This is a genomic window from Actinomadura spongiicola (genome assembly GCF_003432485.1).
Taxonomy (GTDB): domain Bacteria; phylum Actinomycetota; class Actinomycetes; order Streptosporangiales; family Streptosporangiaceae; genus Spirillospora; species Spirillospora spongiicola.
In genome coordinates, this window is sequence record NZ_QVNQ01000003.1 from 584,966 (window position 1) to 607,731 (window position 22,766).

Annotated in this window: 19 protein-coding genes; 11 read left to right on the forward strand and 8 right to left on the reverse strand. The window is 70.2% G+C overall.

Annotation, left to right across the window (positions count from 1 at the left end; all coding sequences use genetic code 11):
- Nucleotides 1-6: 6 nt before the first annotated feature.
- The 4 genes from D0T12_RS11430 (at nt 7) to D0T12_RS11445 (ending at nt 6,363) form a co-directional block, all read left to right on the forward strand.
- Entirely contained in the window at nt 7-1,455 is a 1,449-nt protein-coding gene (locus D0T12_RS11430; protein ID WP_117399476.1) for an FAD-linked oxidase C-terminal domain-containing protein, read from the forward strand.
- Complete coding sequence (locus D0T12_RS11435; protein WP_117399477.1) at nt 1,455-2,651, forward strand: FAD-binding oxidoreductase; 1,197 nt, start codon at nt 1,455-1,457, stop codon at nt 2,649-2,651. Before D0T12_RS11430 ends, D0T12_RS11435 begins: the two co-directional genes overlap by 1 nt.
- The gene (locus D0T12_RS11440; protein ID WP_117399478.1) at nt 2,651-3,949 is read left to right on the forward strand and encodes a (Fe-S)-binding protein; all 1,299 of its coding nucleotides are present in this window, start codon (nt 2,651-2,653) and stop codon (nt 3,947-3,949) included. Before D0T12_RS11435 ends, D0T12_RS11440 begins: the two co-directional genes overlap by 1 nt.
- A 449-nt stretch (nt 3,950-4,398) precedes the next feature.
- Nucleotides 4,399-6,363: a sensor histidine kinase gene (locus D0T12_RS11445; protein ID WP_117399479.1), complete on the forward strand. Its 1,965-nt coding sequence runs from the start codon at nt 4,399-4,401 to the stop codon at nt 6,361-6,363.
- Nucleotides 6,364-6,670: 307 nt separating this feature from the next.
- On the opposite strand, the gene dapF is transcribed toward D0T12_RS11445, so the two are convergent.
- Together dapF and miaA are read right to left on the reverse strand one after the other, a co-directional pair.
- Complete coding sequence (dapF, locus tag D0T12_RS11450; protein WP_117399480.1) at nt 6,671-7,495, reverse strand: diaminopimelate epimerase; 825 nt, start codon at nt 7,493-7,495, stop codon at nt 6,671-6,673.
- Between the two features lie 9 nt (nt 7,496-7,504).
- Nucleotides 7,505-8,416, reverse strand: coding sequence for a tRNA (adenosine(37)-N6)-dimethylallyltransferase MiaA (miaA, locus tag D0T12_RS11455; RefSeq protein ID WP_117399481.1), 912 nt, complete (start codon nt 8,414-8,416; stop codon nt 7,505-7,507).
- A 122-nt stretch (nt 8,417-8,538) separates the two neighbouring features.
- Here miaA and D0T12_RS11460 point away from each other — a divergent pair, with 122 nt between their 5' ends.
- Nucleotides 8,539-8,811: an antitoxin gene (locus D0T12_RS11460; protein ID WP_117399482.1), complete on the forward strand. Its 273-nt coding sequence runs from the start codon at nt 8,539-8,541 to the stop codon at nt 8,809-8,811.
- Here the strand turns inward: D0T12_RS11460 and D0T12_RS11465 are convergent.
- Nucleotides 8,799-9,521: a class III extradiol ring-cleavage dioxygenase family protein gene (locus D0T12_RS11465; RefSeq protein ID WP_117399483.1), complete on the reverse strand. Its 723-nt coding sequence runs from the start codon at nt 9,519-9,521 to the stop codon at nt 8,799-8,801. The genes D0T12_RS11460 and D0T12_RS11465 overlap by 13 nt on opposite strands.
- Nucleotides 9,522-9,599: 78 nt before the next feature.
- Nucleotides 9,600-11,141 carry a tRNA (N6-isopentenyl adenosine(37)-C2)-methylthiotransferase MiaB gene (gene miaB / locus D0T12_RS11470; RefSeq protein WP_117399484.1) on the reverse strand — a complete coding sequence of 514 codons (1,542 nt, stop codon included), beginning with the start codon at nt 11,139-11,141 and terminating at the stop codon, nt 9,600-9,602.
- Nucleotides 11,142-11,320: 179 nt separating this feature from the next.
- On the opposite strand from miaB, the gene D0T12_RS11475 reads away from it, so the two are divergent.
- The 5 genes from D0T12_RS11475 (at nt 11,321) to D0T12_RS11495 (ending at nt 17,327) form a co-directional block, all read left to right on the forward strand.
- On the forward strand, nt 11,321-12,133 hold the full coding sequence (locus D0T12_RS11475; protein WP_117399485.1) for an amino acid ABC transporter ATP-binding protein: 813 nt from the start codon (nt 11,321-11,323) through the stop codon (nt 12,131-12,133).
- Nucleotides 12,134-12,232: 99 nt separating this feature from the next.
- Complete coding sequence (locus D0T12_RS11480; RefSeq protein ID WP_117399486.1) at nt 12,233-13,102, forward strand: glutamate ABC transporter substrate-binding protein; 870 nt, start codon at nt 12,233-12,235, stop codon at nt 13,100-13,102.
- Between the two features lie 236 nt (nt 13,103-13,338).
- Nucleotides 13,339-14,022: an amino acid ABC transporter permease gene (locus D0T12_RS11485; protein ID WP_117399487.1), complete on the forward strand. Its 684-nt coding sequence runs from the start codon at nt 13,339-13,341 to the stop codon at nt 14,020-14,022.
- Nucleotides 14,019-15,002 carry an amino acid ABC transporter permease gene (locus D0T12_RS11490; RefSeq protein ID WP_117399488.1) on the forward strand — a complete coding sequence of 328 codons (984 nt, stop codon included), beginning with the start codon at nt 14,019-14,021 and terminating at the stop codon, nt 15,000-15,002. The genes D0T12_RS11485 and D0T12_RS11490 overlap by 4 nt, the downstream gene beginning before the upstream one ends.
- 243 nt (nt 15,003-15,245) lie before the next feature.
- Nucleotides 15,246-17,327, forward strand: a complete 2,082-nt coding sequence (locus tag D0T12_RS11495; RefSeq protein ID WP_117399489.1) for a S9 family peptidase — start codon at nt 15,246-15,248, stop codon at nt 17,325-17,327.
- 4 nt (nt 17,328-17,331) lie between these two features.
- Here D0T12_RS11495 and rny read toward each other — a convergent pair whose 3' ends face one another.
- The 3 genes from rny to recA all read right to left on the reverse strand — a co-directional run bounded on the left by rny (nt 17,332) and on the right by recA (nt 21,427).
- Entirely contained in the window at nt 17,332-18,900 is a 1,569-nt protein-coding gene (gene rny / locus D0T12_RS11500; RefSeq protein WP_117399490.1) for a ribonuclease Y, read from the reverse strand.
- 780 nt (nt 18,901-19,680) lie between these two features.
- A complete protein-coding gene (locus tag D0T12_RS11505) occupies nt 19,681-20,190 on the reverse strand; it encodes a regulatory protein RecX (protein WP_199487405.1) in 510 nt (169 codons plus the stop codon).
- A gap of 130 nt (nt 20,191-20,320) precedes the next feature.
- Nucleotides 20,321-21,427: a recombinase RecA gene (gene recA, locus D0T12_RS11510; protein ID WP_117399491.1), complete on the reverse strand. Its 1,107-nt coding sequence runs from the start codon at nt 21,425-21,427 to the stop codon at nt 20,321-20,323.
- A 240-nt stretch (nt 21,428-21,667) separates the two neighbouring features.
- On the opposite strand from recA, the gene D0T12_RS11515 reads away from it, so the two are divergent.
- Nucleotides 21,668-22,537, forward strand: a complete 870-nt coding sequence (locus D0T12_RS11515; RefSeq protein WP_117399492.1) for an ATP-grasp domain-containing protein — start codon at nt 21,668-21,670, stop codon at nt 22,535-22,537.
- 3 nt (nt 22,538-22,540) lie between these two features.
- Here D0T12_RS11515 and D0T12_RS11520 read toward each other — a convergent pair whose 3' ends face one another.
- A complete protein-coding gene (locus D0T12_RS11520) occupies nt 22,541-22,735 on the reverse strand; it encodes a DUF3046 domain-containing protein (RefSeq protein ID WP_117399493.1) in 195 nt (64 codons plus the stop codon).
- Nucleotides 22,736-22,766 lie beyond the last annotated feature (31 nt).

The window sequence follows — 22,766 nt, forward strand, 5'->3', positions numbered from 1 at the left end:
GGGGTGATGGACGCACGACTCGCCGCGCTGGCGGATCGGCTGCGCGGGCTGCTCGGGGCCGAGCAGGTGATCACCGATCCGGTGCGGCTGCGCACGTACGAGTGCGACGGGCTGACCAGCCACCGGTCGACGCCCGCGATCGTCGTGTTGCCCGACACCGCCGAGCAGGTCGCCGCGATCGTGCGGGAGTGCGCGGCGGCCGGGGTGCCGTACGTGGCGCGCGGGTCCGGGACGGGCCTGTCGGGCGGGGCGCTGCCGCACGCGGACGGCGTCCTGGTCGTGACGTCCCGGATGCGCCGGATCCTGGAGATCGACATCCCGGGGCAGCGGGCCGTGGTGGAGCCCGGGGTGATCAACCTGGACGTGACGCGGGCGGTTCGCCCGTACGGGTACTACTTCGCGCCCGACCCGTCCAGCCAGCAGATCTGCTCGGTCGGCGGGAACGTCGCGGAGAACTCCGGCGGCGCGCACTGCCTGAAGTACGGGTTCACCGCGCATCACGTGCTGGCCTGCGAGATCGTCACGCCGGACGGCGAGCTCGTGGAGCTGACGGCCGACGGGCCCGGCTACGACCTGCTGGGCGTGTTCGTCGGCGCGGAGGGCACGCTCGGCATCACCACCAAGATCACCGTTCGGCTGACGCGGGTGCCGGAGACCGTGCAGACGCTGCTGGCGGCGTTCGACTCGATCGAGGCGGGCGGCGGCGCGGTGTCGGCGATCATCGCGGCGGGCGTCGTGCCGGCGGCGATCGAGATGATGGACGCGCTGTCGATCGAGGCGGCGGAGGCCGCGGTGCGCTGCGAGTACCCGCCGGGTGCGGGCGCGGTGCTGATCGTGGAGCTGGACGGTCCGGAGCCGGAGGTCGCGGCGCAGTTCGCCGAGGTCGAACGGCTGTGCCGGGACGCGGGCGCGTTCGAGATCCGCGTCGCCGCGGACGACGCGGAGCGGGCGCTGATCTGGAAGGGCCGCAAGTCGGCGTTCGCCGCGGTCGGCCGGATCAGCCCGGCCTACATCGTCCAGGACGGCGTGATCCCGCGCACGGCGTTGCCGCGCGTGCTGGCCAGGATCGACGCGCTGTCGGCCGAGTCCGGCGTGCGGGTGGCGAACGTGTTCCACGCGGGAGACGGAAACCTGCATCCGCTGGTGCTGTTCGACGACGCCGTGCCGGGCGCGGAGCAGCGCGCCGAAGAAGTGTCGGGCGCGATCCTCGACCTGTGCATCGAACACGGAGGTTCCATCACCGGCGAGCACGGCGTGGGCGTGGACAAGTCCCGGTACATGCCCCGCATGTTCACCGACGCCGACCTCGACACGATGCAGATGGTGCGGTGCGGTTTCGACCCCGCGGGCCTGTGCAACCCGGGCAAGGTGTTCCCGACACCGCGCCTGTGCGGTGAGGTGCCCGGCGTGCGCCGGGGCGCCCACCCGTTCGAGGGAAAGGCGGACCTCTTCTGATGCGGCCCCTGGACGCCCTGGCGAAGGTCTGCGGCGACGTGCGGCCCGGTGATCCGGCGGACGGCGTGCTCGGTGTGGAGCCCGCCGTGGTCGCCGCGCCCCGGAACGTGGCCGAGGCCGCGGACGTCATGCGCGTCGCCGCCGAGAACGGGCTGGCGGTCGTCCCTCGCGGCGCCGAGACCCGCCTGGACTGGGGGGCGCCCCCGGAACGATGCGATCTGCTGGTCGACACTCATCGACTGGACGGTCTCATCGAGCACGCCGCCGGGGACCTGGTGGCGACCGTACAGGCCGGTCTGCCGATGGAACGGTTCGGCGAGATGCTCGCCGGACGGGGGCAGCGGCTCGCGTTGGACGTTCCCCTGCCGGGTTCCACGGTCGGCGGCACGATCGCCGCGGGCGTGGCCGGTCCCCTGCGTTCGCTGTACGGGACGCCGCGCAACCTGGTCATCGGGCTGACGATCGTCCGGGCGGACGGGCAGATCGCGCGTTCCGGCGGGAAGGTCGTCAAGAACGTCGCCGGATACGATCTGGGACGGCTCTTCTGCGGCTCGTTCGGCACTCTGGGGCTCATCGTGGAAGCGACGTTCCGGCTGCATCCCGTGCCCTCGTCGACCGTTCATGTGGCGCGTTCCGTCAACGGCCCGCAGGACGCGCATGACACCGTCCAACGGATCCTTCATTCGGCGGTCGCGCCGAGCGCGGTGGAGTACATCAGTCCGGGCACGGTCGCGGTCCTTCTGGAGGGAGTGCCGGACGGTGTCGCCGCACGCGCTCGAAAGACGGCCGAACTCCTCGGCGAGGGCGCCGAAATCACCGACACCGCCCCTGACGGCTGGGGACAGTACCCGGACGGCACCACTCTCCTCGACGTCACCGCTCCACCTCCCGCACTACGCGACCTGCTCACCATCCTCGGCCCGGACACCGCCGCCACCTGGAGCGGCAGCGGACACGGCCACGTGGCCCTTCCCGCGGACACGTCACCCGGCGAGGTCGCCGAAATCGTGACCCGTCTACGGAACACACTGAGCGGACACCGTGGCGGCGCCGTCGTCCGATACGCCCCGCAGAAGGTGCGCGACGAGATCGACCTGTGGGGTCCCGTCCCGGCGCTTACGCTCATGCGGCGCGTGAAGGACCAGTTCGACCCGCGACACCGGCTGTCCCCCGGTCGTTTCACAGGAGGCATCTGATGAGCGACCAGGACGATCTTCCGAAACTCCTCGGTGACTGTGTGCACTGCGGTTTCTGCCTCCCCACATGCCCGACGTACGTGCTGTGGGGCGAGGAGATGGACTCCCCCAGGGGCCGCATCCATCTCATGCAGCAGCACGCCGACGGAACATCGCTGAGCGGCCCGATGGTGGAGCATTTCGACCGTTGCCTGGGCTGCATGGCGTGTGTGACGTCCTGCCCGTCCGGTGTTCAGTACGACCGGCTCATCGAGATGACACGGGCCGAGGTCGAACGCGAACACCCACGCTCGATGAAGGAACGTGCCATACGGGGATTGGTCTTCCAACTGTTCCCGTACAGGCGGCGGCTCCGTGCGCTGCGTGGGCCTCTGCGCGCGTACCAGAAATCGGGTCTGGACAAGCTCATTCGGCGCAGCGGCGTCCTGGAGCGCGTCTCGCCGTCGATCGCGGCAATGGAACGGCTCGCACCGCCCCTCGGCAAGGCACCGAGACTGCCGGAACGGGTCGCCGCCCGCGGTGAACGCCGCGCGACGGTCGGGATGCTGACGGGATGCGTGCAGGCGGAGTTCTTCCCGGGCGTCAACGCGGCCACGGCCCGCGTCCTGGCCATGGAGGGCTGCGATGTGGTGATCCCGCCCGACCAGGGGTGCTGCGGGGCGCTGTCGCTGCACTCCGGCCGGGAGGACGAGGCCCGCGCGTTCGCCCGCCGCACGGTCGAGACGTTCGAGTGCGTCGACGTGATCGTGGTGAACTCCGCGGGCTGCGGGTCGGCGATGAAGGAGTACCGGGCCCTGCTCGCCGACGATCCCGCCTGGTCGGGCCGGGCGGACGCGCTGTCGGCCAAGACTCGGGACCTGGCCGAGTTCCTCGTTGAACTCGGCCCCCGCGCGGAACGCCGACCCGTCCCGGTGACCGTCGCCTACCACGACGCCTGCCACCTCGCCCACGCGCAGGGCGTCCGGACCCAGCCCCGCACCCTGCTGGCCGGGATCCCCGAACTGACCGTCCGCGAGATCGCCGAACCGGACGTGTGCTGCGGCTCCGCCGGAACCTACAACCTGTTCCAGCCGGAGGCCGCCGCGGAACTCGGCGACCGCAAGGCCCTGAACGTGGCCGCCACCGAAGCCGAACTGCTGGTCGCCGCCAATCCCGGCTGCTCGATGCAGATCGCCACCGCGCTACGCCATCACGGCGCCGCCATCGCCGTCGCCCACACCGCCCAGGTCCTGGACGCCTCTCTCCGAGGCCTCGGCCGGGACACCCTCATCCCCCACACTCCACGCGCGACGACCTAGACGACCTGGACGGCCTAGAGGTCAAGGCGGCCGCCACAGCGGTTGACTCGGGCGGCCTGACGCGCACATGATCACGGCCCGGTCACATGGATCTCTACAGGGCGGCCGAATCAGGGACTTTCGGTCGCCCAGTTCACCGCACAGTTGGACAGAAGATCCTTGATCTTTCAACGCACTACGGCGGGACCATCACCCGCGCCGTACCCGGTCAACCGCCCGGCGGACGGTGCCGCACGCGGCGCTCCGCGGTCTGGCCGGACGACCGTGACCAGGGGGATTCCGTTCTCACCGTCCGATTCCACGGTTAACATCACGGCACATACCCATACGTCCGTGACGACGTGGTCCGGACCGAACCGATGAGCGGTGTCCTGAGAAGGACGGCGCCGAGACTGCTGGACAGGAAGCCGCAAGCTTTAACATTCCATTACCTTCGGTTCGAGGAGCGCATGGTGGAGACGGCAGAACACGACCGCGGGGCGGGCCCCGTCGCGTTCCCGCTCGCGCTCGGCGCCGTGCTCCTCGTCGCCGCTTCCCTCGTCCTCGGCACCGGGCTACCCGCTGACCTGCGGATGGTCTGGTGGCATCCGGAGATTCTCGTCGCGCTCGCCTGGACGCCGGTCGGCGCGATGCTGCTGCGGCACCGGCGCGGGCTGACGGTCGGCTGGCTGATGCTCGGCGCCGGCTTCAACGCCTCGGTGTACGTCCTCGCCCTCAACCTGTCCCCATGGTTCGAGCTGCGCGGATGGCCCGGGGCCGGGTTCGTCGAGTGGCTCGCCACCTGGCTCTGGGCCATTGACACCTACACCCTGACGCTCATCCTTCCGCTGATCTTCCCGAACGGACGGCTCGTGTCCCGCTGGTTCCGCCCGGTGCTCCTGCTCGCCTGCCTCGTCCCGGTCATCGTCTGCGTCCATCTGACGATCGACCCGGGCGTGCGGCGCTGGCACAACGGCGTGTCGATCTATCCGTTCGAGACGATCCCGCTGCCGATCACCGTGGTCATCCTCTCCACCCTGGCCGCGGCCCTGTTCTCCCTGGCGGTCCGGTTCGTCCAGTCGCCGCCGGACGTCCGGCGGCAGATCGGCTGGGTGGTCTATCCCGGCCTGGTCGCCGAGGGGATCATCTACATCGGAGAGAACGGCCCGATCGGAGATCCGTTGCGCAACCTCACCATCGTCGCCGTCCCGATCTGCATCGCCTTCGCGATCACCCGGTACCGGCTCTACGACATCGACCTCGTCGTCAGCAGGACGCTCGTCTACGCGGGCCTCGTCGCCGTCATCACCGGCGTCTACTTCGCGCTGGTCGGCGCCGCGAGCCTGCTCGCGCACGGCCAGGGCGCCCTCGCCGGGCTCGCGGGCGCGATCGTCGCGGGCGCGTTCTTCGAACCCGCCCGGCGGCGCCTCCAGCGGGCCGTGGACGGGCTCATCCACGGCGAGCGCGACCCGTACCGGATCGCCGACCGGCTCAACCGGCGGTTGCAGACCGCCGCCGACCCGGGCGCCGCGCTCGCCGTCGCCGCCGAGGTCGCGCGCTCGGCCCTGCACGCCACCGGCGTCACCATCGAGGTGCTGGACCGCGACGGCCGGACGATCTCCGCGGAGGACGGCGTCCTCGGCCGGCGGCCGCAGCTCATCCCGCTGGTGTGGCACGGGGAGCCCGTGGGCCGGCTGCTGTTCGGCGTCACCCGCACGCCCGACGCCCGGCTGTCGGGCATCCTGGCCCGCAACCTCGCCGAACTGGCGAACGCGGCGCGGTTGGCCGCCGACGTGCAGCGGTCCCGGGAGCACATCCTGCGGACCCGGGAGGAGGAGCGGCGGCGTCTGCGGCGCGACCTGCACGACGGTCTCGGCCCGACGCTGGCGAGCCTCGCCATGACGGTCGACGCGGCGCGCATCACGCTGAAGAGCGACCCCGAGGCCGTCGACGCCCTCCTGGAGAACCTGCGGGCGACGATGGGCCGCACCATCGGCGACATCAGGGAGCTCGTCTACGGACTGCGCCCGCCCGCGCTGGACGATCTGGGGCTGGAGGGCGCGATCCAGGCCCTCGGCGGCGTCGTCGCGACCGGCGACGGCCCGAAGGTCAACGTTCAGGTGGACGGCGACCTGAAGGGCCTTCCCGCGGCCGCCGAGGTCGCCGCGTACCGGATCGTGCAGGAGGCGCTCACCAACGTCCACCGGCACGCCAACGCCGACTCCGCGGTCGTGCGGCTGCATCTGAACGGCGACCTGCACGTCACGGTCGACGACAACGGTGTGGGGCTGCCTTCCCGGGTGCGTTCCGGCATCGGCATGTCCTCGATGCGGGAACGCGCGGCCGAACTGGGTGGGTCGTGCACCGTCGGGCCCGGCCCGCAGGGCGGGACCCTCGTTCGCGCCAGGCTGCCCGTCAACGGCTTTCATCCTTGACGCGTCATACGACGACCACAACGACCGCTGAGTCATCACCGGACCCCCGCTCGCCGCCGGAGCCCCCGCGTCGCCCGGCGTCACCCGGTGGGAGGGCCGGTGACCGCCCCCCGCCAAGAAGGTCGCCACCGGCCCTCGGGCTCCGTACGGCACCGGGGCTCCCATCCCGATCCGTACGGGCCATTCACCAGAGGGTGTGCAAGAAAGAAGTTATTCGGCGAAAGGTCCCGTTGATGAGGGACACCTGTCCCGATCGATCCGGGACCTCCCCGGACGCGGATCTCGCCCTGGTCGGACCGGGAATCCGTCAGAGCCAGCCGGGGCGCGTCTCGCCGTCGGCGACGAGGACCGCGGGCCCCGTCAACCGGCCGGACGTCCCGTCGAGCGCGACCCTCACCCGCCCGCCGGGAACGTCCACCGTCCACTCGGACACGTCGAGGCCCGCCCCGGAGAGCCCTGCCCGCGCGGCGGCGGCGACCGCGACCGTCCCGGTACCGCACGAACGCGTCTCACCGGAACCCCGCTCGAACACCCGCATCTCCACGTGCCGCTCCCCCACGAAGCGGAAGAACTCGACGTTCACCCCGTCAGGGAAGGCGGCGGGATCGAAGCCCGGGGCGCGCGACAGGTCCAGCGCCGCGACCGGGCCGTCCATCCGGCACGCGAGATGCGGATTCCCCACGGAGACGCGCTCTCCCGGGAACACCGTCCCCGCCAGGGACGCCTCGCTGGGCCCGAGCAGCTCGACCTGCCCCATTCCCACGCTCACGTCCCCGGACGGGCCGAGCGTCACCCGCCGCAGCCCCGCCCGGGTCGCCACGTCCCACTCGCCGGGCGCGGCGAGCCCCGCCTCGACCAGGTAGCGGGCGAAGACGCGCAGGCCGTTGCCGCACATCTCGGCGACGCTCCCGTCGGCGTTGCGGTAGTCCATGAACCACTCGGCGTCGGAGTACGGCTCCGCGTCCGGGCCCGCGACCTTCGTCCGGACGGCCCGCAGGACTCCGTCGGCGCCGATCCCGGCGCGCCGGTCGCACAGCCGCGCCACGGCGTCAGGCGTGAGATCCAGAGCCCCGTCCGGATCGGGAAGGATCACGAAGTCGTTCTCGGTGCCATGTCCCTTGACGAACCGCATCCCTCGATCCTAGTTCCCCGGCCCGGCTCCTCGACCGGCCAGAGCCAGGGCGCGTTCTACCAGGTCAGAGGTGTCGGAGGGCAGCCACTGGACGCGCGGGTCGCGGCGGAACCAGGACTCCTGCCTGCGGGCGAACCGCCGCGTCGTCCGGACGGTGTCGTCTCGGGCCTCCTCCTGCGTGCACTCCCCCGACAGGAACCTCAGCACCTGCGCGTAACCGAGGGCCCGGCCGGCGGTCAGCCCGTCCCGCAGGCCGTGTTTCTCCAGCTCTCGGACCTCGTCGACCAGCCCCGCGTCCCACATCCGTCGCACCCGCGCGGCGATGCGCTCGTCGAGCTCGTCCCTCGGGACGCTCAGCCCGATCTGTGTGACGGCCCCGTAGCGGTACCGGTACTCGGGGAGCGACGCCGTGAACGGACGGCCGGTGATCTCGATGACCTCCAGCGCCCGGACGATCCGGCGGCCGTTGCTCGGCAGGATCGCCGCCGCTGCGGCCGGATCGACCCCGCGCAGGCGTTCGTGCAGCGCGCCTGGCCCGACCTCCGCCAGTTCCCCGTCGAGGCGCGCCCGGACGGCCGGATCCGTCCCCGGGAACTCGAGTTCGTCGAGCGCGGCCCGCACGTACAGGCCCGACCCGCCGACGAGGATCGGCAGCCGTCCCCGCCCCCGGATGTCCGCGATGGCGTCGGCGCCGAGCCGCTGGTACTCGGCCACGTTCGCGGTCACGGTCACGTCCCAGACGTCGAGCAGATGGTGCCGGACGCCGCGCATCTCGGCGCGGGACAGCTTGGCGGTGCCGATGTCCATGCCGCGGTACAACTGCATGGAGTCGGCGTTGACCGCCTCCCCGCCCAGCCTGAGGGCCAGTTCCACGGCGAGATCGGACTTTCCCGCGGCCGTCGCGCCGACGACCGCGATCACATCTGGTGAGGTCACAGGCTTAATTGTGGCAACAGAACGGGTATAGCCGGGTTGTACGGGTGTCGCGCGTATTTCGCGCGTCGCCGCCGAACGACAGACGAGGGATCCGGGGGGATGGTCGTATGTCCATCGTCGACAAGGTCAAGCAGATGCTCGGGCAACACCCCGACAAGGCCAGGCACGGCGTCGAGAAGGCCGGCGACAAGCTCGACGAACGCACCGGCGGCAAGTACTCCGACAAGGTCGACAAGGCGCAGGACAAGGCGGGCGACTACATCGACCGCGAGGGCGGCGGCCAGCCCGGCGGCATGGGCGGCCAAGCCGGTGGCATGGGCGGTGGCATGGGCGGTGGCACGGCACCGGGCGACGAGCCGGGTGGCGGTCAACAGCCCTGACCCGTGACCGACCAGGCCGCCACCACATAGCCCACTCCGTACGGTGCTTCATCGGCGAGCAGCTCCGCCATGAAGCGGGCCCGCCTGGCGCGGGCCGCGCCGGCCAGTACCTGCCACGCCGCGCGACCGGCCGCGCGGACTTCCCAGGAGGTCTGAGGGTCCAGCGCGGCCAGGGCGTCGGCATCTGCGGCCCCGAGCGCCCGCGCCACCGCCTCGTCATGGGGTCGCGCCCGCTCGTCGAAGTATCCGGGCGCCTGCTCCGACCGGCACGCCGACCCGTCGCCCATCACCAGCAGCGCGACCCGGTCGGCCGACGCCGCGAGTTCCCGTCCGAGGTTCAGGCACTCCTCCGGTGAGGCGTCGAACGCGACCGCCTGGTACCGCACCCCGGAGGAGGCGAGCCCCGCGCCCTGCCGCTGAAGCAGCCAGCGTCCGATGGTGAGGGAGAGCGGTAGCGCCTCAGCGTCGACGTGGGGCTCGTCGGGGCTCGTCCAGGCAAGGCCGTAGGGCCGCAGCGTGGCGTAGGCGTCCGGGCCGTAGGAGCGCGTCTCAGGGCCGCCGCCGACCACGACGAGCGCGTCCCCGCCCCGGACGCGTCGCACGGCCTCGTCGCACGCGGCGCGCAACGCGTCCAGCTCCGGTGCGGCCTCTCCCGCCATCTCGGGTACGAGGACGGGCGGATGCGGGCACACCGCAGCCGATACGAGCACACTGCCTCCTGGGACCGGGTCCGCGCATGAGGGCACCACGAGGGAACACGCGCGGAACTCCCCCGATGATGCCGGAGGTCAGCGGTGGACCGCGCAGCCCGACACGGGCGCGTCGGCCACGGTGGGCCGTCCGATGGTCGGCATTCCGAGCGAAACGCCCTTCTCGCCGCCCGCGCCGCCCTGGCGGGCCTCCCACGCGTCACCGGCACGCGTCCGGCGGACGTCCAGGACGGGCTTGTCGGCGACCAGGTGATGCGGCGCGGCGTAGGTGACCTCGACGGTGACCATGTCGCCGGGGCGCACCGGCTCGTCGGGCGCGCCGAAGTGGACCAGCCGGTTGTCGCGCGCCCGCCCCGACAGGCGGCGCGTCGCCTCGTCCTTGCGGCCCTCGCCCTCGGAGACCAGGACCTCCAGGGTGCGGCCGAGCTGCTTCTTGTTCTCCGCCCAGGAGATCTCCTCCTGGAGGGCGACGAGCCGCTCGTACCGTTCCTGGACGATCTCCTTCGGCAGCTGCCCGTCCATGGTCGCGGCGGGCGTGCCGGGTCGCTTGGAGTACTGGAACGTGAACGCCGACGCGAACCGCGCCTCCCGCACCACGTGCAGGGTCTCCTCGAAGTCGGCCTCGGTCTCGCCGGGGAAGCCCACGATGATGTCGGTGGTGATCGCCGCGTCGGGGATCGCCGCCCGGACCTTCTCGATGATGCCGAGGTAGCGCTCCTGCCGGTACGACCGGCGCATCGCCCGCAGCACCGCGTCCGACCCGGACTGGAGCGGCATGTGCAGCGACGGCGTCACGTTCGGCGTCTCGGCCATGGCGGCGATGACGTCGTCGGTGAAGTCCTTCGGGTGCGGCGAGGTGAACCGGACCCGCTCCAGCCCCTTCACGCCGCCGCACGCCCGCAGCAGCCCCGCGAAGGCCGACTGGCCACGGGAGGTCATGGCACGGACCTCGTCCGGCGCGTCCGCCAGGGCCCCGAACCCGGAGCCGTAGGCGTTGACGTTCTGGCCGAGCAGCGTGATCTCCAGGACGCCGTCGGCGACGAGGGCCTCCACCTCGGCGAGGATCTCACCGGGCCTGCGGTCCCTCTCCTTGCCGCGCAGCGACGGGACGATGCAGAACGTGCACGTGTTGTTGCAGCCGACGGAGATCGACACCCATGCCGCGTACGGGGACTCCCGGCGCGTCGGCAGCGTCGACGGGAACGTCACCAGCGACTCTTCGATCTCGACCTGCGCCTCGTCCTGGACGCGGGCGCGCTCCAGCAGCGCGGGCAGCGACCCGATGTTGTGGGTGCCGAACACCACGTCCACCCAGGGGGCGCGCCTGACGATGGTGTCGCGGTCCTTCTGCGCGAGGCAGCCGCCGACGGCGATCTGCATACCGGGATGGCCGTCCTTGACGGGCCTGAGATGCCCCAGGTTGCCGTACAGCCGGTTGTCCGCGTTCTCCCGCACCGCGCAGGTGTTGAACACGACCACGTCGGGTTCGGCGTCCCCGGCGCGCACATATCCGGCCGACTCCAGGAGCCCGGACAGCCGCTCGGAGTCGTGGACGTTCATCTGGCACCCGTAGGTACGGATCTCGTACGTACGGGGAGCCGTCTCGATAGGCGCATTCATGACGGTTATCAAGGGTACGGGCCTGACCCGACATCACGGAACGGGTTAACCCTCACACGTCCCCAGCACCGTTGATCACAGTGCGCCACGGCGGACCCCGTCCGACATGGGTTTTCGTGATCGTATCGGTACCGCGCGGCGACTTTCGCTTCGCCGGCGATGACGTAAAGTCCGACCGCATGACCGACAGCGAAGGCGGGCCCGACCTCTCCAAGGACGGGCCGGAGGACACCATCGCGCCGGCCGCCTCCGGTGACCGGCCACTCGTCGTGGTCGAGAACGTCAACAAGCATTTCGGGGAGCTGCACGTCCTCAAGGACATCAACCTCACCGTTGATCCCGGCGAGGTCGTCGTCGTCATCGGCCCGTCCGGCGGTGGCAAGTCGACCCTGTGCCGTTCGATAAATCGGCTGGAACCAATCGACAGCGGAACAATCCGCGTGGACGGGAAGGAACTGCCCAAAGAAGGCAAGGAGCTGGCGAGGCTCCGCGCCGACGTGGGCATGGTGTTCCAGGCGTTCAATCTCTTCGCCCACAAGTCGATCCTGGAGAACGTCACGCTCGGGCCGGTCAAGGTCCGCAGGCAGGGCAAGCAGGAGTCCGAGAAGCACGCGATGGAGCTGCTGGAGCGGGTCGGCATCGCCGACCAGGCGCACAAGTACCCCGCCCAGCTGTCGGGCGGTCAGCAGCAGCGCGCCGCGATCGCGCGTTCCCTCGCGATGCGGCCCAAGGTGATGCTCTTCGACGAGCCGACCTCGGCGCTCGACCCGGAAATGGTCAACGAGGTCCTCGACGTCATGACCGGCCTGGCCCGCGAGGGCATGACGATGATCGTCGTCACGCACGAGATGGGGTTCGCGCGGCGGGCGGCGCAGAAGGTCGTGTTCATGGCCGACGGCCAGATCGTGGAGGAGAACACGCCCGACGAGTTCTTCACCAATGCGCGCACCGAGCGCGCCAAGGACTTCCTTTCCAAGATCCTCACCCACTGAGTCATCGACCGTGCGGCGTGCTCCCACGGACCTGGATCAAGGGACGAGATGATTCACCGAGCCGCGGGACCCCGGCAGAGAGCAGAGGTAGGACGAGAAATGCGAGTACGTCGTTTCGGCGCCCTGATCGGGGCGGGTATGGCGCTGTCACTGGCCCTCACCGCGTGCGGCAGTGACAAGGAGAAGACCGAGGCCAAGACGGTCGTGCAGAAGGCCAAAGAAGACAAGAAGCTCACGGTCGGCATCAAGTACGACCAGCCGGCCCTCGGCCTGAAGAAGCCCGACGGCACCTACGACGGCTTCGACGTCGACGTCGCCAAGTACGTCGCGAAGCAGCTCGGCGTCCCCGAGAGCGGCATCACGTTCAAGGAGACGACGTCCGCCAACCGCGAGGCGTTCATCGGCGGCGGCCAGGTCGACCTGATCTTCGCCACGTACTCCATCACGGAGGCGCGCAAGGCGCAGGTGACCTTCGGCGGTCCCTACTACGTGGCGCACCAGGACACGATGGTCGTCGCCGACAACGACGACATCAAGACGGCGAAGGACCTCAAGGGCCGGAAGCTGTGCAAGGCGGCGGGGTCCAACTCGTTCCGCCGGATCACCGAGCCGCCGCCGGACGGCAAGCTCAACATCAAGGGCGTCACCCTGGTGGACGCCGGCAGCTACTCCGAGTGCGTGAGCAAGCTGAAGGCGGGCGCCCTGGACGCGGTCAGCACCGACGACCTGATCCTGGCCGGGTTCGCCAACCAGCAGAAGGGCTCCTTCAAGGTCATCAACGACCCCTTCACCGACGAGAAGTACGGCGTCGGCATCAAGAAGGGCGACACCGAGACCTGCGAGGCCGTCAACAAGGCCATCACCCAGATGTACTCCGACGGCACCGCGGCGAAGCTGCTCGACAAGCACTTCGCCGGCACGGGGCTGCAACTCGTCAAGACCGCGCCGCCGATGGAGGGGTGCGCCTGACCACGGGTCGGGTGACGCGCGTCATGACGCCCGTCACGTACGGCGCCCGTCGCGCCGGCGCGTGACCCGCGGCGTCCGTCACGTCGGCGCGTCCTCGCGGGAGCTCCCGGGGGACGCGCCGGCCTGGCCTGACAACCACGACCTCCTCATCCTCGGTCGGCCCGAGGGCCGCACCGTGCCTCAGCGGACAGGCCGGATGACACTTCACTGCTGGAACGCCATGAAACAGCCGAGCAATGTTTGACTTCGACCCGTTCTTCGACAACTTCGACGAGATCCTCAACGGGTTCGCGGCGACCCTGCGCCTGGCGGCCGCCGCCGCCGTGCTCTCCCTGATCATCGGCACGCTCCTGGCGAGCTTCCGGGTCTCTCCCGTCCCCGTGCTGCGCGCCTTCGGGACGGGCTACGTCAACGTCCTCCGGAACACGCCGCTCACCCTGGTGCTGCTGATGTGCAGCCTCGGCCTCAACGACATCCTCGCGCTGAAGTTCTCGGACACGACGTCCACCTCGTACTACTGGTGGGCGGTCCTCGGCCTCTCGGCGTACACGGGGGCCTTCGTCTGCGAGACGCTCCGGGCCGGGGTCAACACCGTCCCGCTGGGTCAGGCGGAGGCGGCGCGCTCGATCGGGCTGACCTTCACCCAGTCGCTGCGGATCATCATCCTGCCCCAGGCGTTCCGGGCGATCATCGCGCCGCTGGGCAGCGTCTTCATCGCGATGATCAAGAACACGACGGTGGCGGCCGCGGCGAGCTACGCCGAGGTGGCGCTGGTCACCAAGACGATCGTGGACAAGCCCACGTTCGCCGACGGCGTCATCCCTCTGTTCCTCGGGGTGGCCATCGGCTTCCTGATCCTCACCCTGCCGACCGGATACTTCTTCGGCTGGCTCGCCAAGCGGATGGCGGTGGCGCGATGAGCAAGGAAGCGACCGTACTCTTCGACGTCCCCGGGCCGCGGGCGCGGGCGCGGAACATGCTGCTCACCGTCGTGGTGTCGGTGGTGTTCGCCGCCGTCCTCACCGCGCTGGTCTGGCGTCTGGACGCCAAGGGGCAGTTCGAGGAGAAGCTCTGGACGCCCTTCACCAAGTGGGAGGTCTGGCGGGGCCTGCTCCTGCCCGGCCTGGTGAACACGCTGAAGGCCGCCGCGGTGGCGACGGTGCTGGCGCTGCTGTTCGGCGCCGTGTTCGGCCTGGCCCGCCTGTCGGACCACTGGTGGATCCGCGTGCCCGCCGGGGTCGTCGTCGAGTTCTTCCGCGGCATCCCGCTGCTGATCCTGATCTTCCTGGCCTTCTTCGTGCCGAACAAGGTCAGCCCGCAGATCGCCGAGTCGCCGTTCGGGCAGGCCCAGCGGATATCGGTGGACTACTTCTTCTCCATCTTCGGGGTCGAGATCAACGCCGGGGTCGTCACCGTGCCCGCGTTCGCCGCGGTGGTGTTCGGCCTGACCATGTACAACGGCTCGGTGCTCGCCGAGGTGGTGCGCGCCGGGGTCCTGTCGATCCCGAAGGGACAGTCGGAGGCCGCCTACTCCATCGGCCTGCGCAAGAACGGCGTGATGCGGCTCGTGCTCCTGCCGCAGGCCGTCACCGCGATGATGCCCGCGATCGTGAGCCAGATCGTCGTCCTGCTGAAGGACACCGCGCTCGGGTTCATCATCGCCTACGGCGAACTCCTGTCCGCGGGCTTCCGGACGGTCCCCGCCAACTACCACAACAACGTGCTCCAGGCGGGCATCATCGTCGCGATCATCTACATCGCGCTCAACATGTCGCTGAGCCGGTTCGCGACCTGGCTGGAGAGGCGCAGCCGCCGCAGTCGCAGGACACAGGCCAAGACCCTCGGCGCGGGCGGCCCACCGCCCGTCGCGGGAGTGGGGGTCACCCAGCAGTCCGTCTGACCGGACCTCACCTCCGCGTCGGGGCGTCGCCGAAGGTCGGCGGCGCCCCGACGCCGTCCGCGGGCGGCGTTCCGTTTCGACGCGGCGTCTTCGAGGTATACGGGCACCGATGGACGTTCGGGACGAGGAAGCCGTGAACACGGGTGTCACCCCTGGGTCCGCTGGTCGTTCACTTGTATCTTTCCGAATTCAAACCGTCGGTCATGGCCCCAACACGTCCCCGTATGCGGGACGATTCCTGGTATGACCGCTCGTGCGACCCTCCCCTACGGCTCATGGCCCTCACCCATCTCCGCGGCCGATGTCGCCCGCGCCCGGCTGCGCCTCAGCTTCCCCACCGTCGCGGGCAACGACGTGTGGTGGCAGGAGACCCGACCCGAGGAGGGCGGGCGGACGACGGTCATCCACCTCAAGGGCGGGCATCGCACCGAGCTGCTCCCGGCTCCCTGGGACGCGCGCACCCGCGTCCACGAGTACGGCGGGCGGTCGTACCTGCCGGTCAGCGGCGAGCGCGGCACGTCGATCGTGTTCGCGAACTACGAGGACCAGCGGCTCCACCGGCTCGACGAGGGCGACGCGAAACCGTACCCGCTGACCCCCGAACCGGCCGTTCCGGCGGGGCTGCGGTACGCCGACTTCGTCCTGTCTCCTGACGGCACGGAGATCTGGTGCGTCTGCGAAGGCCACATAGCCGCGCCACCCGAGCCCGCGGACGCTCCCCAGAGCGGACCGGCCACGGACGGCGACCCGGCCGGGGAGAACGAGGCGGACACGGCGGACCGGGCGGAAGCGGCGGGTCCCCCGCCCGTGGTGGGCATCCGGCGCGCGATCGTCGCCATCCCCCTCGACGGCAGCGCCGCCGACGACGCGGGGGCGATCCGCGAACTCGTCACCGGCGCCGACTTCTACGCCTCCCCCGCGCCGTCCCCGAGCGGCGGGCACCTGGCGTGGGTGCAGTGGAACCACCCGCGCATGCCGTGGGACGGCACCGAACTGCGCGTCGCCGCGATCGAGGCCGGCACGACCGTCGCGCCCCGCACCGTCAAGGGCGGGCTCACCGAGTCGGCGCTGGCGCCGCTGTGGCGTGACGACCAGTCCCTGTACGTCATCTCCGACTGGCCCGGCTGGTGGAACGTCTACCAGGTCGGCCTGCACGGCGAGTCGCCGCAGGCGCTGTACCCGGCGGAGGAGGAGTTCGCGGGCCCGCTGTGGCAGCTCGGCGGCATGCCCTACGGGCTGCTCGGCGACGGCCGGCTCGCCGTCCTGCACGGCGAGGGGAACCTGCGCCTCGGCGTGTACGACCCCGAGACGCTGGAACTCGTCGACCTGGAGGTCCCGTACGAGCACTGGCAGACGCAGCTCTCCACGGACGGCACCACGATCGTCGGCGTCGCGGGCGGACCCGGCCTGCCGACGTCCGTCGTCCGGGTCGACACCGCGACGGGCCGTGTCGAGGGGCTGCGCCGGGAACTGGCCGACCTTCCCGACGCCGCGTACCTGTCCAGGCCCCGCGCCGAACGGCTCGACGGGCCGTTCGGACGTCCCGTCCACGCCTACGTCTACCCGCCCGCCAACCCGGAGGCCGCCGGACCGGACGACGAACTGCCGCCGTACGTGGTGTTCGTGCACGGCGGTCCCACCGGCCGCGCCTCCACGCTCCTCGACCTGGAACGGGCGTACTTCACCAGCCGCGGCATCGGCGTCATCGACGTCAACTACGGCGGCTCCACCGGATACGGCCGCGCCTACCGCGAACGGCTCCGCCGCCAATGGGGCATCGTGGACGTCGAGGACGCCGTCGCCGCCGCCCGCGCCCTCGTGGACGGCGGCATCGCCGACCCCGCCCGCCTCGCCATCCGCGGCGGCTCCGCGGGCGGCTGGACCACACTCGCCTGCGTCACCCAGACCGACGTGTTCAAGGCCGCCACGTCCTACTACGGCGTCAGCGACCTACAGAGCTTCATCGAGGCCACCCACGACTTCGAGTCGCAGTACCTGTTCGGTCTCATCGGCCCCCTCCCCGGCTTCGAACGCGCCTACGAGGAACGGTCACCGCTGAGCAGCGCCGACAAGACGGCCTGCCCCGTCCTGCTCCTCCAAGGCCTCAACGACCCGGTGGTCCCACCGGACCAGTCGGAACAGTTCGCGCTGGCGCTGGCGGCTAAGAAGGTGCCGTACGCGTACCTGACGTTCGAAGGCGAGTCGCACGGATTCCGCCGCGCCGACACCGTCATCCGCTGCCTGGAGGCCGAACTCGCCTTCTACGGTCAGACCCTCGGCTTCGAGCCACGCGGCGTCGAACCCATCGACCTGACCGTCGGCTGACCCCTCAGCGCGCGAACTCGATCGCCCGGGACTCCCGGACGACCGTGACGCGGATCTGCCCGGGATACGTCAACTCGTCCTCGACCTGCTTGGCGATGTCCCGCGCGATGACCTGCGCCTGGATGTCGTCCACGGAGTCGGGCTTCACCATCACCCGGATCTCCCGTCCGGCCTGCATCGCGAAGACCTTCTCCACGCCCTCATGCTTTTCGCGAGCGATCTCCTCAAGCCGTTCGAGCCGCTTCACGTACGCCTCCAGCGACTCCCTGCGCGCGCCCGGCCGGCTCCCGCTGATCGCGTCCGCGGCCTGCGTCAACACCGCCTCGACCGTCCGGACCTCCACCTCGTTGTGGTGCGCCTCGATGGCGTGCACGACGTCCTCGTGTTCGCCGTACCGGCGCGCGATCTCCGCCCCGATCAGCGCGTGGCTGCCCTCCACCTCATGGGTGAGCGCCTTGCCGATGTCGTGCAGCAACGTGCACCGCTTCGTGCTCTCCACCGGCAGCCCCAACTCACTCGCCATGATCCCCGCGATGTGCGCCGACTCGATCAGATGCTTCAGCACGTTCTGCCCATAGGACGTCCGGTACCGCAACTGCCCCAACAACGCGATCAGCTCGGGATGCATGTCCCCGATGCCGACCTCGACCAGCGCGTCCTCACCGGCCCGGACGCACAGCTGCTCCACCTCGCTCTTACTGCGCTCGTAGATCTCCTCGATCCGCTGCGGATGGATCCGCCCGTCCAGGACGAGCTTCTCCAACGTCAACCGCCCCACCTCACGCCGCACCGGGTCGAAACAGCTCAGCAGCACCGCCTCCGGCGTGTCATCGATGATCAGGTTCACCCCGGTCGTCGTCTCGAACGCCCGGATGTTGCGCCCCTCCCGACCGATGATGCGGCCCTTCATCTCATCGCTCGGCAGATGCAACACCGACACCACCGACTCCGCCGTCTGCTCGCTCGCGACCCGCTGGATCGCCAACGTCACGATCTTGCGGGCCCGCTTGTCGCCCTCCGCCCGCGCCGCGTTCTCGATCTCCCGCACGATCGGGATCGACTCCCGCTTCGCCTGGTTCTCGATCGCCGCGACCAGCTCGTTCTTCGCCTGCTCCGCGGTGAGCCCCGCCGCCCGCTCCAGAACCCTGCGCCGCGCCTCCTCGACCCCGGCGAGCTCCTCCTTACGGGCCTCCAGCTCCCGCGTCGACTCGGCGAGCCGCCCGGACCACTCCTCCAACCGCCGCACCTCGTCGTCCAGCCGCTGCTCCCGCTCCGCGAGCCGCGCCTCCCGACGCTCCAAATCCTCCCGGACCGTCCGCAGATCCTCCCGCTGCGACCGGCCCTCCTCCTCGACGTCCGTACGCGCCCGCGCCACGATCCGCCGCGCCTCCTGCTCCGCCTTCTCCACGATGGCCAAGGCGTCCCGCTCCACCCCCGCCTTGAACTCATCGGCCTCGCTCCGCGCCCGAGCCACCTCCGCCGCGGCCCTGCCCGGCGCACCCGGACGCCGCAGCACAAGCACGAGAGCGACCAGGGTCACCAGCAGCGCTGCGCCCAGCAGGACGCTCTCCATGAGGCAGATCCTTCCTCGCCGCGGGCCCGTCCGGAGTACGGACCCTGCCTAACGAGGATTTACTCGCACCAGCGGACGGCCGAACACCCGGACCGCGCCCCGCGCCGCCCGCCCTGTCCGGTCGACGAACCTGTCCTCTATGCCTCTCAGCTGCTGGAACGTGCTCGATCGTATGGCAATCCGCAAGATGCGGAGTAACTCCTCACTGCCGTAACGGTAAGCGGCATAGAGGTAATGAGCAAGCAATGTTTATTGCAGTGCACTCCTCCTTCGGCCCTGAAGGGCCTCCATCGTCGTGAACTGCGGTGCGATCGCTGGCATCGCTCCGACTCGCCTTGCGGCTCGCTGCGCGATCAGGTTCTTGCTTCGCTTGAACCTGCCTTCGGACGCGATCGCAGGGGCCGAGGTCGTCGCGGGGTTGCGCAGACGGGCTTAGGTCAGCTCGCACGGACGGCTGAGGCGTTTATGACAGTGCACTTCTCCTTCGGGCCCGGAGGGCCCTCGATCGTCGTGAACTGCGGTGCGATCGCTGGCATCGCTCCGGCTCGCCTTGCGGCTCGCTGCGCGATCAGGTTCTTGTGTGACGAGCTGTTAATTACAGCAGGCGTTTTGGCTGGTAGGTCGCTGCGCGGCCGGGGTTTGTGGGATCGAACTTGTTGTTGCGGTAGTGCGGAGAGTGGTCTCCTCGTGGCCGGCATCGTCGCGCTTTGGGGATGGTGCCTTATTGCGACGGTGGGGTCTACGGGGGTGGTTGGCGCTGTTGTGTCGGGTCTGGGTGCGTTAGTCGGGGGGTGGGGGGTCGGGGAAGGTTTCGGGGGGTGCGCCCTCGTTGGTTAGGGCCTCTTTGGTTATGCGGTAGGCGAGGGCCGGGGAGTAGCCCTTGCGGGCGAGCATGCCTACCAGGCGGCGCATGCGTTTGGTGGGATCCAGGCCTGCGGTGGACGGGAGTTTGCGGGCTACCAGGGCGCGGGCCGTCTGTTCCTCCTGGGCGGGATCCAGGGACTCGACGGCCTCGTTGACGGTCTCCTCGGCGACGCCGCGGTGGCGGAGTTCGGCTGCCAGGGCTCGTTTGGCGAGGCCTCGACCCCTGTGGCGGGACTGGACCCAGGCCTGAGCGAACGCCTCGTCGTCGATGAGGCCCACGTCGTCGAAGCGGACGAGGACGTTCTCGGCGACGTCGTCGGGGACGTTCTTGCGGCGGAGCGCGTCGGCGAGTTGGGCTCGGGTGCGTGGGGACGTCGCGAGCATGCGGAGGCAGGTCTCGCGGGCCAGGGCTTCGGGGTCGTTCATGTCGCCGTGGGAGCGGCGGCGCCATCGGGGAAGGTCCGCGCACCGGGGTGCCGGGTAAGGCGCCGCCGCCCTGTATACGAGATCATCGCTTACTCGTCGTCAAGAGTCACCCACATCGAGGGATTCCTGGTCAGGAATCACCCACCTTGGCCTTGGAGGTCTTCCGCCCGGCGGGCTTCGGGGCGGCGGACAGGGGCGCGGGGGCGGCGTCGGGAGCGGCGGGGTCGGCCTCCTGGTCGACCTTGGGGCCGATGCCGAGCTTCTCCTTGATCTTCTTCTCGATGCCGTCGGCGAGGTCGGGGTTGGCCTTGAGGAAGTTGCGGGCGTTCTCCTTGCCCTGGCCGAGCTGGTCGCCGTCGTAGGTGTACCAGGCGCCGGACTTGCGGACGAAGCCGTGCTCCACGCCGAGGTCGATCAGGCCGCCCTCGCGACTGATGCCCTGGCCGTAGAGCAGGTCGAAGTCGGCGACGCGGAACGGCGGGGCCATCTTGTTCTTGACGACCTTGACGCGGACGCGGTTGCCGACGGCCTCGGTGCCGTCCTTGAGGGTCTCGATACGGCGGACGTCCAGCCGGACGGAGGCGTAGAACTTCAGCGCCCGGCCGCCGGTGGTGGTCTCCGGGGAGCCGAACATCACGCCGACCTTCTCGCGCAGCTGGTTGATGAAGATGGCGGTGGTCTTGGTCTGGTTGATGGCGCCGGTGAGCTTGCGCAGGGCCTGTGACATGAGGCGGGCCTGGAGGCCGACGTGGCTGTCGCCCATCTCGCCCTCGATCTCGGCGCGGGGGACGAGCGCGGCGACGGAGTCGATGACGACGATGTCGATCGCGCCGGAGCGGATCAGCATGTCGGTGATCTCCAGGGCCTGCTCGCCGGTGTCGGGCTGGGAGACCAGCAGGGCGTCGATGTCGACGCCGAGCTTGGCGGCGTACTCGGGGTCGAGCGCGTGCTCGGCGTCCACGAACGCGGCGATGCCGCCCTTCTTCTGGACGCTGGCCACGGCGTGCAGGGCGATGGAGGTCTTGCCGGAGCCCTCCGGGCCGTACACCTCGACGACACGGCCGCGCGGCAGGCCGCCGATGCCGAGCGCGATGTCGAGGGAGATCGCGCCGGTGGGGATGACCTCGACGGGGGCGCGCGCCTCCTCGCCCATCCGCATGACCGAACCCTTGCCGAACTGCCGCTCGATCTGGGCGAGTGCGGTCTCGAGAGCCTTCTCCCGGTCGTTCGCTGCCATGTGAGCTTTCCTTCTCGTCGTGGTGTCGGCTCTCGGCCGTTTGCGATGTCGACGGCGACGTTACGGCGGGCCTCCGACACTTTCGAGACTCCGGCGGAACTGTGGATGACGCCGGTGTGCTCGCATCAGCGTACCGAACATAGGTTCGATCATCGTCCGGTACGGCGATTCGGGGCGGATTCTCCGTGCGCTCCATGGTCTCGACCCCGTACGCTGGCGCCGTCCACGGAGGGTTCCATCATGACGCTGACCGTTCTCTTCTGCGTCGATCCGCTCCACCCTCGGCGCGTTGACCCCCATTTCGCCCGCGAGGCCGCGGCCGTCCGCGACCACTACGGAGAGATCGCCCTGATCGACCACGACGCCCTGCGGCGCGGCGATCTGGACGACGCGGTGCGCGGGGTGCCGGCCGACCTGGGTCCCGTCTGGTATCGCGGCTGGATGCTGACGGGTGAGGAGTACGCGGCCGTCGCCGCCGAGTTGAAGCGGCGGGGGACGATGCTGCTCACGCACCCGGACGACTATCGGCGCGCCCACGAGCTGCCCGGCTGGCACGACACCTTCGCGGGGCTGACCCCGCACAGTGTGTGGCGGCCCCTGCGGGTCGGTGAGGACCCCGGCGATCTGAGCGTGCTGGGGGAACTGGTCCGGCCACTGCGAAGCGGGCCCGGCGTGGTCAAGGACTACGTGAAGTCGTGCAAGCACGAGTGGGAGGAGGCGTGTTTCGTCCCCGACGTGAAGAACCTCGCCCAGCTCCACGACGTCGCGTCGAAGATGGTGGCGCTCCGGGACGACCACCTGGCGGGCGGGCTCGTCGTCCGCGAGTTCGAGGAGTACGACGGTGACGGTGAGGCGCGCGTGTGGTGGGTGGACGGTGAGCCCGCCCTGATCGGGCCGCATCCGGACAGCCCCGGCATGGAGCCCGATCCTGATCTGGCGGAGGTCGCCCCGGCCGTGCGCGCCCTGGGCTGCCGTTTCATCACGACCGATCTCGCCCGCCGGACGGACGGCGCGTGGCGGGTCGTGGAGGTCGGTGACGGCCAGGTCAGTGATCTGCCGTCGTCGGTGGACGCGATGGACCTGTACGCGCATCTGCCCGTCCCTGACTGACCTCTATCGCAAAGTCGAGGGGACGTCGAAGGTCGCGACGACGGCCTGCCAGACCCGCTTGGCGGATTCCCCGTCGGCCAGGGCCTGTTCGATGGTGCGGCCGTCCAGTTCGGCCATGACGTAGTCCTTGGCGACGCTCTCGGCGTAGGCCTCGCCGAACTGCTGCCGCATTCGATCCCAGAAGACTGTGAGCCGCACCCGTCCACGCTATCCGACCGGGACTGTCGGA

Coding starts and splice junctions, on each gene's coding strand:
- D0T12_RS11490 (WP_117399488.1), top strand. CDS start 14,019: ATGAGCAAGGAAGCGACCGTACTCTTCGACGTCCCCGGGCCGCGGGCG.
- recA (WP_117399491.1), bottom strand. CDS start 21,427: ATGGCAGCGAACGACCGGGAGAAGGCTCTCGAGACCGCACTCGCCCAG.
- D0T12_RS11495 (WP_117399489.1), top strand. CDS start 15,246: ATGACCGCTCGTGCGACCCTCCCCTACGGCTCATGGCCCTCACCCATC.
- D0T12_RS11460 (WP_117399482.1), top strand. CDS start 8,539: ATGTCCATCGTCGACAAGGTCAAGCAGATGCTCGGGCAACACCCCGAC.
- D0T12_RS11440 (WP_117399478.1), top strand. CDS start 2,651: ATGAGCGACCAGGACGATCTTCCGAAACTCCTCGGTGACTGTGTGCAC.
- D0T12_RS11475 (WP_117399485.1), top strand. CDS start 11,321: ATGACCGACAGCGAAGGCGGGCCCGACCTCTCCAAGGACGGGCCGGAG.
- D0T12_RS11435 (WP_117399477.1), top strand. CDS start 1,455: ATGCGGCCCCTGGACGCCCTGGCGAAGGTCTGCGGCGACGTGCGGCCC.
- D0T12_RS11445 (WP_117399479.1), top strand. CDS start 4,399: ATGGTGGAGACGGCAGAACACGACCGCGGGGCGGGCCCCGTCGCGTTC.
- rny (WP_117399490.1), bottom strand. CDS start 18,900: ATGGAGAGCGTCCTGCTGGGCGCAGCGCTGCTGGTGACCCTGGTCGCT.
- D0T12_RS11480 (WP_117399486.1), top strand. CDS start 12,233: ATGCGAGTACGTCGTTTCGGCGCCCTGATCGGGGCGGGTATGGCGCTG.
- miaB (WP_117399484.1), bottom strand. CDS start 11,141: ATGAATGCGCCTATCGAGACGGCTCCCCGTACGTACGAGATCCGTACC.
- D0T12_RS11485 (WP_117399487.1), top strand. CDS start 13,339: ATGTTTGACTTCGACCCGTTCTTCGACAACTTCGACGAGATCCTCAAC.
- D0T12_RS11515 (WP_117399492.1), top strand. CDS start 21,668: ATGACGCTGACCGTTCTCTTCTGCGTCGATCCGCTCCACCCTCGGCGC.
- D0T12_RS11505 (WP_199487405.1), bottom strand. CDS start 20,190: ATGAACGACCCCGAAGCCCTGGCCCGCGAGACCTGCCTCCGCATGCTC.
- D0T12_RS11430 (WP_117399476.1), top strand. CDS start 7: ATGGACGCACGACTCGCCGCGCTGGCGGATCGGCTGCGCGGGCTGCTC.
- dapF (WP_117399480.1), bottom strand. CDS start 7,495: ATGCGGTTCGTCAAGGGACATGGCACCGAGAACGACTTCGTGATCCTT.